This window comes from Cellulomonas wangleii, from assembly GCF_018388445.1.
Classification (GTDB): domain Bacteria; phylum Actinomycetota; class Actinomycetes; order Actinomycetales; family Cellulomonadaceae; genus Cellulomonas; species Cellulomonas wangleii.
In genome coordinates, this window is sequence record NZ_CP074405.1 from 4064867 (window position 1) to 4076825 (window position 11959).

General features: G+C 72.1%; 8 protein-coding genes. All 8 read right to left on the reverse strand.

What is annotated here, in order from left to right:
- Positions 1–250: 250 nt before the first annotated feature.
- The 8 genes from KG103_RS18635 to rpmH all read right to left on the reverse strand — a co-directional run bounded on the left by KG103_RS18635 (position 251) and on the right by rpmH (position 11686).
- Positions 251–1462, reverse strand: coding sequence for a ParB/RepB/Spo0J family partition protein (locus tag KG103_RS18635; RefSeq protein WP_207340049.1), 1212 nt, complete (start codon positions 1460–1462; stop codon positions 251–253).
- On the reverse strand, positions 1459–2511 hold the full coding sequence (locus tag KG103_RS18640) for a ParA family protein (protein ID WP_372434870.1): 1053 nt from the start codon (positions 2509–2511) through the stop codon (positions 1459–1461). Before KG103_RS18640 ends, KG103_RS18635 begins: the two co-directional genes overlap by 4 nt.
- A 1195-nt stretch (positions 2512–3706) precedes the next feature.
- Entirely contained in the window at positions 3707–4393 is a 687-nt protein-coding gene (gene rsmG / locus KG103_RS18645; RefSeq protein WP_207340050.1) for a 16S rRNA (guanine(527)-N(7))-methyltransferase RsmG, read from the reverse strand.
- A 4709-nt stretch (positions 4394–9102) separates the two neighbouring features.
- Positions 9103–9615, reverse strand: coding sequence for a Jag family protein (locus tag KG103_RS18650; protein ID WP_207340051.1), 513 nt, complete (start codon positions 9613–9615; stop codon positions 9103–9105).
- Between the two features lie 59 nt (positions 9616–9674).
- Positions 9675–10850, reverse strand: a complete 1176-nt coding sequence (yidC, locus tag KG103_RS18655; protein ID WP_207340052.1) for a membrane protein insertase YidC — start codon at positions 10848–10850, stop codon at positions 9675–9677.
- A gap of 22 nt (positions 10851–10872) precedes the next feature.
- Positions 10873–11169 (reverse strand): membrane protein insertion efficiency factor YidD, encoded by a 297-nt coding sequence (gene yidD, locus KG103_RS18660; RefSeq protein WP_207340053.1) that lies wholly within the window; start codon positions 11167–11169, stop codon positions 10873–10875.
- Positions 11166–11537, reverse strand: a complete 372-nt coding sequence (gene rnpA, locus KG103_RS18665; protein ID WP_207340054.1) for a ribonuclease P protein component — start codon at positions 11535–11537, stop codon at positions 11166–11168. The genes yidD and rnpA overlap by 4 nt, the downstream gene beginning before the upstream one ends.
- Positions 11538–11548: 11 nt before the next feature.
- Positions 11549–11686 (reverse strand): 50S ribosomal protein L34, encoded by a 138-nt coding sequence (gene rpmH, locus KG103_RS18670; protein ID WP_191783193.1) that lies wholly within the window; start codon positions 11684–11686, stop codon positions 11549–11551.
- Positions 11687–11959 lie beyond the last annotated feature (273 nt).

The following is an 11959-nucleotide window of genomic DNA, read 5'->3' on the forward strand; positions in this document are numbered from 1 at the left end:
CGTCGCCGGGCCCCGACCTCGTCCCCGAGGCCCCGTGCCGACGCCAGGAGGGCACGTTCGGCGTTCTCCCAGCGCCTTCGAGACGCCGTTCCGGCTCGGCACGAGCGCCGCGCGCGTCCCGTGCGCCGCTCTCAGGGCTTCCTGGAGAACTCGCGGGCGTGATGTGAACGCTCACATCGCGCGTGCTTCGTCAGGAAGGCATCGTTCGGAACCGCGAACGCCGGCCCGAGCGATGCCTCGGGCACCCCGCTCAGGTCCGGAGCACTCCCGGATCCTCGGGCGCGAGCGACGCAAGGATGCGGTTGAGGTCCTGCACGGACGCGAACTCGACCGTGAGCTTGCCGCGGGTCTTGCCGAGGTCGACCTTGACGCGCGTCTCGAACCTGTCGGAGAGACGGGTCGCGAGCTCGTCGAGGGCCTCGTTGCGGATGCCGGCCCGCGCACGCGGCCTGCGCGTCGGTGCGGACTCGTCGCCACCGAGCGACACGATCTCCTCGACCGCGCGGACGGACAGCCCCTCCGAGACGATCCGCTGAGCAAGGCGCTCGATCGCGGCACCGTCGCTCAGTCCCAGCAGCGCCCGGGCGTGACCTGCCGACAGCACGCCCGCGGCGACGCGGCGCTGCACGAGCGGGGGCAGGCGCAGCAGGCGCAGCGTGTTCGAGATCTGCGGGCGGGACCGGTGGATACGCGTGGCGAGCTGCTCGTGCGTGCAGCCGAAGTCGTCGAGGAGCTGCTGGTACGCGGCGGCCTCCTCGAGCGGGTTCAGCTGCGAGCGGTGCAGGTTCTCCAGCAACGCGTCGCGCAGCAGGTCGGAGTCCTCGGTGTCGCGGATGATCGCAGGGATCGTCGTGAGACCGGCCTCCTGCGTGGCCCGCCAGCGCCGCTCCCCCATGATCAGCTCGTAGCCGTCGTCGACGGCACGCACCACGACCGGCTGCAGAACTCCGACCTCGCGGATCGAGCCGACCAGCTCACCGAGGGCGTCCTCGTCGAACACCTGCCGCGGCTGCCGCGGGTTGGGGCGGATCGAACCGACCGGGAGCTCGGCGAACCGGGCGCCCGGCACCGGCACCAGACCGTCGACGTCGGCCGCCACCCAGTCGCTCGACGGTCCGCTAGGCGCGGCGGGTGCCGCAGCGGAGCCCTCGCCAGCTGTCGCCTCGGCCCCGTGACCTGCGGCGTCGCCCGTCGAGACGCCGTCGCCCGGGACCGGGACCACGTCGCCCGGCACGGTCGGGACCGCCGTGGCACCCGCGGTGGCGGACACGTCCGGCACTGCCGTTGCGGCGTCCACCGATGCGCTCACCGCGGTTGCGGCGTCGGCCGCAGCGGCCTCCGTCTTGCGGTTGTCGGGGAAGAACACGTCCACCGGGCGGTCGCCGGTGCTGCGCGGTGTGTCGAGCCCAGTCGGGATGAGGGCTCCCAGACCGCGGCCGAGACCGCGTCGCTTCTCGCTCACTGATCCTCCTGTGCGGACCCGGCCGGCACACCGGCGGGGATGTCGTTGCGTGCGGCGCCGGGGGCGGCGCGCTCGGCCAGCTCGCGTGCGGCCTCGAGGTAGGCGAGCGCCCCGGAGGAGCCGCCGTCGTACGTCATGACGGTCTGCCCGTAGCTCGGCGCCTCCGAGATGCGCACGGAGCGCGGCACGGTCGTGCGCAGGGTGCGCTCCGGGAAGTGGGTGCGGACCTCCTCGGCCACCTGCTGGGCGAGGTTCGTCCGTGCGTCGTACATGGTCAGCAGGATCGTCGAGACCGAGAGATGGGGGTTGAGGTGCGCCTGGATCAGCTCGATCGTCTTCAACAGCTGAGACAGACCCTCAAGTGCGTAGTACTCGCACTGGATCGGGATGAGTACCTCGCGCGCCACGACGAACGCGTTGATGGTGAGCAGACCGAGGCTGGGTGGGCAGTCCACGAAGACATAGTCGATCTGCTCGAGCCCCTGGGTCGTGCGCCAGTCGAGGTAGACGTCGAGCGCCGTCCGCAGTCGGGTCTCGCGCGCGACCATCGAGACGAGCTCGATCTCGGCGCCGGACAGGTCGATCGTCGCGGGCAGGCACCACAGACCGGGGACGTCCGGGCTCTCCTGGACGGCCTCGTGCATGGGCGCACCGTCGACGAGGACCTCGTAGATCGACGGCGTTCCGGCCCGGTGATCGATGCCGAGTGCGGTCGACGCGTTGCCCTGCGGGTCGTTGTCCAGCACGAGGACCTGCAGCCCGGCCTGGGCCAGCGCCGCTGCGAGGTTCACCGTGGTGGTCGTCTTGCCGACGCCACCCTTCTGGTTGGCGACGGTGATCACGCGCGTCCGCTCGGGGCGGGGGAACTTGCGCCCCTTGAGCTCGATGCGGCGTCGGGCGTCGAGCTGCAGCTCGGCCAGCAGCGGCGTGTCCGCCGAGGGCCGCGGCAAGCTGTCCACGAGCGCCGCGCGCCGTGCCTCCTCCGTGTCGGTGTCGCCACCGAGCCCGGAGCGGTCGGTCACGCCGGCGCGCGCCGGAAGGTCTTCCACTGTTCCTCTTTCGTCGTCGTGCACCGCAGCAGCGGCATCAGTGCTGGTCAGCGCGTCGCCGGGCGTGGCTGTAGGACCGGTGCCCGCGGGTGCCACGTCGATCGCGGTGCCGGTGGACGAACCCGTCGGCTGTGCTTCGCCAGGTCCACCCTGCGACTCCGGCTCCGCACCCGGGAGCACGCCAGCAGTCGTCGAGACCTTCGGGTCAGTCGCACCGGAGTTCGACGCGGACACCGCCGCGCCGGACCCCGCCGGCGTCGCGGCGGTCTCCTGCCACGGGTACGCCGCTCCCATGTCCGCCACGGAAAGCGGCTGCGGGCGGCCTTGGCGTCGCGCCCGGACCTCATCACCCAGTGGCGACACCGGGCCGGTTGCCGCGGTTCCACGTGAAACGTCGGCCGGGGTGTCGCCTTCACTTCCGCGCGCGACGGCCGGCTGAGTGGAGCGAAGGGCCTCGCCAGATGCATCGAGGCCGGCTGCGCTCGACTGGGTCGCTCCGGCTGCAGGAACGGCCGACGAGCCGGTTTCACGTGGAACCGGACGCACTGCGGTCCCACCCGCGTGTTCACCGTGCATGTCCGACGCCACCGGTGCTGTTTCACGTGAAACAGGATCGCCAGCCGTGGTGGCGTCAGACACCGCGTCCAGCGGCGTGCCCTCGGACGGCCCTTCTGCCGGAGCTGCGTCCGGGGCTCCATGGCCCGCGCCGACAGACGTCGAGTGCGCGGACGTATCGACATCTGCGATCGACGCGGTCGCAGCCGCGACGGTGAGGTCAGCGGGCGTCCACCGGGGCGAACCGCCCCGGGTCGCCGCGCCCTCCCCCGTCGACAGGGGGCCGTCGGACGAGCGGGGGTCAGCGAGCCGGACAGTGCCAGCGTCCGTCGACTCGGCGACGGCCTCGGCGACGGGCTGAGCTGCACCGTCGCGGTTGTTCAGACCGGGCGCGACAGCCGGTCCCGGTGCAGCGACAGGCTCAGCGCGCCAGACCTCACCATTGCCGCCGTCCCGCGCTTCACCCTGCTGGGACGGGCGGCCGGGCGTGTGGTCGGCGTCGGCAGCACCCGCGACAGCCGCGGTCCCATGAGCGGAGGCACCCGGGTCACGGACGGGATCCGGGTGTGCGCTGGCAGCGGCATGCGACTGTGCGGCGGCCGCGCGCTCGGCGGCCTCCCGCTCCTCGCGGCGCTTCTTCCTACCGAACACGCGGACCCCTTCCTCGTACTGCCGTCACGATCCGCGTCGGCTCGGTGCCGGCGATCGTGATCGCCTCGTGCACCTCTCCGTCCGTCAGGCCCAGCTTTCGCATCACGGGTGCCGCCTCGGCGAGCTCGTCTCCGGCGCGGGCGCCCTTCATCGCGACGATGCGGCCACCCACTCGCACCAGAGGCACCGTCCACCGGTACAGCTTGTCGAGTGACGCGACGGCTCGTGCCGTGACTGCGTCCGCCTCGACGGCGCCGTCCAGCTCCTGCGCCCGCGCCCTACGGATGTCGACGTTGGTGAGCCCGGTGCGCTCGACGACGTCCATGAGCCAGGTGACACGTCGTTCCATCGGCTCGACCAGCATGACCTCGGCGTCGGGACGCATCGCCGCGACGACGATGCCGGGCAGCCCTGCGCCGGACCCGATGTCGACGATGAGCCCGGATCGCGGCAGGAACGGGACGACCGCTGCAGAGTTGAGCAGGTGACGCTCCCAGAGCCGCGGGAGCTCCCGCGGTCCGAGCAGACCGCGCAGCTCTCCCTCTTCTTTCAAGAAGGCGTGGTACGCGTCCACAGCCGGCCACGCGTCGTCGAAGAACTCGGGCAGACGCGCGTCCCCGTCCCACGGGTCGGCAAGCAGCTCGCTGCCTGCGTCAGCGCCCGTTCCGTCTGGCACCCGGTCGCTCCTGTTCCACGTGAAACGAACATCGTCGCGACCTGAGGGCCCCCTAGGAGAGTCGCCTCGTCATCGCGGGCCTACGCTACCCCGCCGGACACCCGCACGACCGCTGCCCCTCCGTCCTGTGCGTAGCGGATCAGGGTCGACCGCACGCGGTCGTCCGGTGCCTGCCGGCTCGACAGGCAGTCGCGCCGCCCGAGACCGCACGTGGCCCGCCCCCACCGGCAGCATCTGCGTCGGCCCGGCACCTCGCCTCGTGCCGGCGGGGAGGTCGGATGCGGCGTGAATGCGCTGGTCAGGCCATATGCGGGCCCGCACGTCGCCGGGCACGTGCCGGCGTGTGGCCGCTGTGCCTCCGGCGCAGGCCCCCGGCGACAGCAGACGGCAGTCCGCGTGTGCGTGAGGCACTCCCGCGCTCCACACGCGTGCGCGACGCACCGGCTTGCTCCACACAGGTGCGCGAGGGAATCCGCGTACTCCCCGCGCGGGGTGCGCTGCTGGTTGCCTCGGCGTCCTGCCGCCGGTCACTCGCCGTAGTTCGCCTCATGGCATCGCCCAGCACCGCGTGCGGCGCGCGCGTGATCGTGGCCGGCTCCGGATGACGCACCGGGCCACCACGACAGGCCACGCACCTGCTCGTGATCCCTTCAGGGCGGCGGCTCATCGTCGTCACTGCCTCTCGGACGACCACCGTGCCCGTCCGAGTCCTGCCACGACGGTCCCGTTCCCGCAGTACCCCCCGCTCTCCCGGATCCGGTGCGGCGAGGAGTCCGCCCGGTGCGAAGCGCCACAGAGACCTGCGCGTACCGGCTCCTCCGAGATCTCCAACGGCGTCCGCGCAGTCCCCTCCACAGCGAGCCCGTCCGCGCCCTGCCCCCGCGGGTGCCCGCGGAGTCCTCGCCGGCAGTCCTGTCCATACCCTGCCCCACCGGGTCCCCCGAGTCCTCGCCGGCAGTTCCCTCCGCACCATGCCCACCCGGTCCCCCCGAGTCCTCGCCCGCAGTTCCCTCCGCACCATGCCCACCCGGTCCCCCCGAGTCCTCGCCGGCAGTTCCCTCCGCACCATGCCCACCGGGTCCCCCCCGAGTCCTCGCCCGCAGCTCCCTCCGCACCATGCCCACCGGGTCCCCGCCCCCGAGTCCTCGCCGGCAGTTCCCTCCGCAGCTGCGCCCGCGCCACTCCCACCGCGAACCGTGCCCCCCGCGGTCCCTCGGGTCCGCCGCCAGTTCACTCCGCACGGTGACCTCCGGGGTCCCCCAAGTCCTCACCGGCCGTTCACTCCGCGCCCTGCCCCCCGAGCCTCCAGAGCGATCGCGTCCGCGCCATCCGCGCTTGTCCGCACACGGTTCCCGTTTCCCCGAGGCCTGTCACCCCGGCCCACGCACTACGAACGGGCCTTGCCGTATGGGCTCTACCCGGCGTCGCTCGGCGGCGCGTTCGTCGGGAGGCAGCCAGGTCTCAGACCCGTGGCACACGGAGGCATACGGGTCGGTTCGCGCGCCTCAGACCGAGCTGACCACGACCCGCGGGCCAGTGCGGTGCCGTCGACGCCTCATACGGGGTCGGGCGTTTCACGTGAAACGACAACGGGTGCAGGTCCGGCCGCCGCGAGTCTCACCTTCCACGTGAACCAGCGACCGCCCAGGTCACGCGGGCGCGTGCACTGCTCCCGTCGTCGTTCCACGTGGAACACGTGGCGGACGTGAGCGGCCTGGATCTCGGGGCACTGGGCACGGTGCACGGTGCACGGGAGAGTGTCTGGGCTGACCCGATGCCCCGTCCGATCTTGCCGACGCCGGCCCGGGTCTCGGAGTTCGCTGTCGGACAGCGAGACCGGTCATCAGGCACCGCACGCCCCGCTCATGTCAGCAGGGGGTTGCAGACCGGAGGATGTCCAGGTGCGTCGGTCACCGCGCACGTCGACGCGCGGGATGTATGTTCCTCCACGATGTCGACCGCTTCCCACCGCAGCCCACTCCCCCTCAGGCGCCCCTCGGGCTCTTGTGCGAGGGCTCCTCACAGCGCCCCTCACGGGTCCGCCTGAGCCCGGCCGCACGGCCCCCGCGGACGCTGCCGGCGCGCTCCCGTCCTGCACATACCGAAGCCGCCCGTCCGTCGGGGGCAGTCCCGCGCAACCGGCGCCGACCAGCACGGCGGCATGGCGCACCACGCCCGTCGGAGCCCCCGCCCGCGCACGGGCCTTCGAGGAAGGGAGCAAGGCACACGTCTGCGTCGCGATCCGACGCACCCCTCGTCCCCTCGATCACGCGCCGGCCGTGGAGACACAGTCCTCGACTCGTCCAACGTCTGGAGTGGTCGTCGTCGCCGGGACGCGGATCACCGGGGCGCCGCACCCTTGTCGGAGGGGCAAGAGATGCCTGGGGCGGGAACCGGCAGGGACCGCACGTCGACCGTCGTCCCCCGCGATGTGAGCCGACATCCTCCGCGACCCGCCGGCTCCCCTGCCCGGGCGACACAGCGCGCTCGGCACGGCGCCTGGCGCGACCGTCTCGGTCATGCCGTGGACACGAGCGGACGCAGGAGACCCCGGACGCTGCCGAGCCGGTCCGGTTGCTCCGCGGGTGGCACCGCCAGCTCGGTCATCGGAGCCCATGCGCAGAACGCTGCGGCGCGGCGGGCCCCGGTACTGCCCGTACCCCGCGCTCTTCCCCGGGGCCCGTGTCGTGGTCAGGCCCGATCGTGACGCCAGAGGCCATGGAGCCACGTGCGCCGACCCCTTCCGCCCTGATGACAGCGAGGGACGCGGGCACCCCAGGAAGGTCTACGCGGTTCGCACATACGTTGGCGAGACCCAACGACTGCACGCTCCCTGTGGTCATCCTCGAGCGTCGAACGTCCGACTGGTGCGTGCCAGCCGGGACGAGCTACCCCTGCGGCTGTGCCGCCCGCCGCGCTGGAGTTCCGGGCGGACGGGCGCCGTGATCCCTGAGCACGTCCCACCCTGCCTCCGGCGGTGCCGGCTGCGGTGTTCGGTGGCGCGCTCGGCAGCGTGGACGGCCCACGGGCGCGAGGCGTCTGCGAGGAAGTGGACGTTCCACGTGAAACAGACGTCTGGGGCCTGGTGTGCGGGAGTGGTGTCAGCGCGGGGCGCAGCGCTGGGGGGCCGCTCCCGCGAGGGCAGTCCGCTCTTCCGCATGAACCGCGGTTCGTCGGATGTGCCCTGGGCGGTTCGGCGTGGCGTGCGGTCTGTTCACGGAAGAGCGGCGCCACGCGGGATCACCATCGGCTCCTCAGCCGATCCCGGCAGGCGTATGAGCGGTGGAGGGGCGAACATGGCCGGCGACGAAAAGTGTTCCGCTCACTCGTCGAAGCCAACGTCGACGTGCCGCTCCTCCTCCGGCGCGGCGCGTCCGTCGTTGAGGCGCCGCGTGCAGCGAGCTCCGCCCGCGGGTCGTCGCTGATCAGGTTCTCCGTGACCGCGGCGCTGATGACTCGTCACGAGGGCTACCCACACGGGCGGGTCGGCAGGAGCAGGGCAGCGATGTGCGACTCCTGCGCGACTGCGCCCTCAGAAAGCGTCGCGCGCTTGCGGCATGTCGCCTGTTCCACGTGAAACGGCCGCCGCCGACCACACCGGCTCGAACGCCCCGCCTGCCGCACATCACACCCGCGAACGGGACGGCCCGTCCCGCGGCGTGCCGCCGCGCCGCGCAAGCCCAGGTACTCCCGGCGGTGGGCGGTGGTGACGTTCCACGTGGAACACCCACCCACCCGTTCGCACCGACTGAAACCCCTGCAGCACGCACCCGTGCCCGCGAGCCGACCGGCCGTGAGCAGGCGCTCCCCCGCGGATCGCCGGGCGATCCTGCGCTCGCTGCCCGTCGGCCGCCCCCGGTCCACCGGCGGGAGGCGGCTGGGCCGCGTCTCCCAGGACGCGCGCCGTGAGGGCGGACCGATCGGTGTGGGACACGCGGCGATCCAGGCTCCCGTACCAGTGGTCGAGTCGATCAGCATCGCCTCGCATCCACACCCCTGTGCCCGCACATCACGGTGCTTGGTCCGTTCGTCGATCGCAGCGACGTCGCGAACACCTCGTGGCCGCCACCCGTGACGTGCTGGAACCTGTCCGGACCCTCGACCTCGAGCTGTCCGTGATCTCGCACTTCATGGGCGGGCTCACGTATCTGGCGTGCGAGCCGACCGAGCCCTTCTCCCAGCTCACGGAGATGTTCGCCGCTGCACTTCCCGCAGTGGCTGCCGCACGGAGGGGTGTTGGAGGACGTCGACCCTCTCCTGTCGATCGGTGAGGCGCGCCCAGAACCCGAGGTCGCCGTGTTCCGCGAGCTGCTCCGATCAGCGCGACGTGCGGCGAGGTGACCCTCACCTGGTGTGGGCGCCACGCACTCCCCGCCGCGCGCACTCGTTCCACGTGAAACACGGGTCGGGACGACGGCTGCCACTGGACTCCTGCGCATCGGTCGCGCTGGCTCCACCACGCCACGTCACCGCGAGGCCGGTTTCCCTCTCGCCCGACGCGCGCGCTGTTCCACGTGAAACCCGCCGGGTTGCTCCTGCGCCTCATCCACGAGAAGGCCGGCCGCCCCGCCATCCAGCGTGAGCACTCCGCCGCCCTGGAGGCACCCGCGCACGACATGCCACGTGCACCGGACCGGCAACACGGGCCCCGGGGACGACGAAGGGGCGGGAGGCCGCAGCCTCCCGCCCCTCACGTGTGCGCGACCGGCTCAGGCCGGACGGATCACCACGCGCCGTTCGGGCTCGACGCCCTCGGAGTCGCTCACGAGCCCGGCCTCGGCCACGGCGTCGTGCACCACCTTGCGCTCGAACGGGTTCATCGGGTCGAGCGTCACCGGTCCGCCCTCGGCCTTCACCCGCTCGATCGCCACCCGCGCGACCTCGACGAGAGCGGTCCTGCGCTCCGCCCGGTAGCCGGCGATGTCCAGCATCAGGCGGGACCTCTCGCCCGTCTTCGTCTGCACAGCGAGCCGCGTCAGCTCCTGCAGTGCATCGAGCACCTCGCCGTCCGCCCCGACCAGGCGGCGCAGCGAGTCGTCCGCCACGTCCTCCGCCACGATCTCGACCGCGGCACGGCCGTGCTCGACGTCGATGTCGATGTCCCCGTCGAGGTCCGCGATGTCGAGGAACTCCTCGAGGTAGTCGGCGGCGATCTCGCCCTCCTCCTCGAGACGCGTGACGAGGTCGCCGTCCTGCACCGTGCTCGTCTCCGAAGTACCCATCTCTTCTCCGTTCAGGGAAGTCGCACCCACGGCGGCCCACCCGGGCCGGTGAGCGGTGGTCAGGACGCGGCGGGGCCCTCGGCCTGGCCGGAGGACGGACTCTTGCGCTTCTTCTTCTTGCCTGCCGTCGTCGTGGTCGTGGTCGGAGCATCCTCCACCGCGGCCGGCTCGTCCGTGACGACGTCATCGACGGCGGCGTCGGACGGCGCGGCGTCGGACGGCGCGATGTCGGACGGCGCGATGTCGGACGTGCGTCCCCCGGGCTGCGCAGGACGGGCCTTCGCGCGCTCCTTGCGCTTCGGCTGCGGCCGCTGACCTCGGGGCTTCTCCTCGATCACGACCGTGCTGGAAGCATCGGGCTCGATGACCTTGCCCCGAGCCGCCGCCTTCTTGGCCTGACGCGCCTTGAACGCCTTCTCCGCCTCGGAGCCGGGCGCCGGCATGCGCCGGATCGTGTAGAACTGCTGGCCCATCGACCACAGGTTGGTGGTGGTCCAGTAGATGAGCACACCGATCGGGAAGTTCACGCCGGAGAACGCGAAGATCAGCGGCAGCATGTAGAGCAGGATCTTCTGCTGCTGCGCCATGGGGCCCTGCAGGGCCGCCGGCGGCATGTTCTTCATCGTGAGCTGGCGCTGCGTCGTGAACGTCGTCACCGACATCGCGACGATCAGGACGACCGTGACCACCTGGATGTGCCAGTTGCCGTCGGCCTGCAGGAACGTGCCCGACAGCGGGGCGCCCCAGATCGTGGCCGCCTCGGCCTGCCCGGCGAGCTCCTTGGTCAGCGGTCCGATGCTGTCCGCGCGGTCGTACGTGCCGGCGGCGAGACGCGGCAGCTCGAACAGCACCCGGAACAGCGCGAAGAAGATGGGCGACTGCAGCAGGATCGGCAGGCAGGAGGCGAACGGGTTGGTCCCGTGCTTCTTGTAGAGCTCCATCATCTCGCGGCTCATGGCCTCACGGGACGCGGGGTCACTCTTGCCCTTGTACTTCTTCTGCAGCGCCTGCATCTCGGGCTGCACCAGCTGCATGCCGCGCGAGGCCTTGATCTGCTTGAAGAACAGCGGGATCAGCAGGATCCGCATGACGATCACGAGACCGACGATGGACAGCGCCCACGCGGCGCCGCTGGCCGGGTCGAGACCCACCCAGGTGAGCAGGTCGTGGAAGCGGACCATGAGCCACGCGACCGCGACCATGATGGGCCACAGCAGGCCGTCCATCCATCCCATGAAACAGTGCTCCTCGCGAGCGTCAGTGGGCGGCGCGAGCCGCGTGGTGAGAGGGGTGCGCGTCGCGCGCTGGTGGAACGTCGTCGACGCCACCAGGGTTCCAGGGGTGGCACCGGGCCACCCGCCGGACGGCGAGCCAGCCGCCGCGCAGGGCGCCGTGGCGCCGGACGGCCAGCACCGCGTACTGCGAGCACGACGGGTAGAACCGGCAGGTCGGCGGCGTCAGCGGCGACACGACGCGCTGGTAGACCCACAGCAGGCCGAGCAGCGCGGCACTCGGCAGCCGCCGGACCGTGGACCAGACCGACGCCCAGGTCATGCCGGTGCCCGGTGCTCGTCGCGGCCGGTGAGCCGTCGCCGGGCGGTCGCGAGCGCCTTGTCGAGGTCGCGGCCGAGCTCCCCCGACGACGACGCTGCGGCCGCCGGCTGTGCCCGCACGACGAGCAGTGAGCCGTCGGGGACCTCGTCGAGCCGCGCCGTGACCAGGGCCCGCAGCCGCCGCTTGACCCGGTTGCGGGTCACCGCGTTGCCGACGGCTCTGGACACGACGAGACCGACCACCGGCGGGCCGGGGTCGGTCGAGGTCGTGAGGTGCACGACGAGGGTGTCGCGGCCCCCACGCGCGCCCCGGCGCACCGTCTGCTGGAAGTCGGCAGAGCGGCGCATCCGGTGCGCTGCGGGGAGCACCGGGACGAGCGTCAGGCCGAGAGCTCGGTGCGCCCCTTGCGGCGGCGCGCCGCGAGGATGGCGCGGCCGGCACGCGTCCGCATGCGCAGACGGAAGCCGTGGGTCTTGGCCCGGCGCCGGTTGTTCGGCTGGAAGGTGCGCTTGGTCACGACGTTCTCCACACGTTTGTCGTAGCGATCGCACGCAGTCGCGCGACCAGGTCCTGGTGCCGTGTTCCACCGCTCCAGGGAACGCACGCTGTGAGACGTGCGACGGCGTCAGGGCGCGCCGGACGGAGCCGTTGAAAGGCTGAACCACGTTACGCTCCCGCCCGCGGCGCGGTCAAATGCGTGCACCGCTACCCTTCGCGCCCTGCGGCCCGAGGTCGCCGGTCCTGCGCGATACCCCAGGTCACCGCGTCCACGATACCGCCGGGTGCGGCG

Coding starts and splice junctions, on each gene's coding strand:
- yidC (WP_207340052.1), bottom strand. CDS start 10,850: ATGGGATGGATGGACGGCCTGCTGTGGCCCATCATGGTCGCGGTCGCG.
- yidD (WP_207340053.1), bottom strand. CDS start 11,169: ATGACCTGGGCGTCGGTCTGGTCCACGGTCCGGCGGCTGCCGAGTGCC.
- KG103_RS18650 (WP_207340051.1), bottom strand. CDS start 9,615: ATGGGTACTTCGGAGACGAGCACGGTGCAGGACGGCGACCTCGTCACG.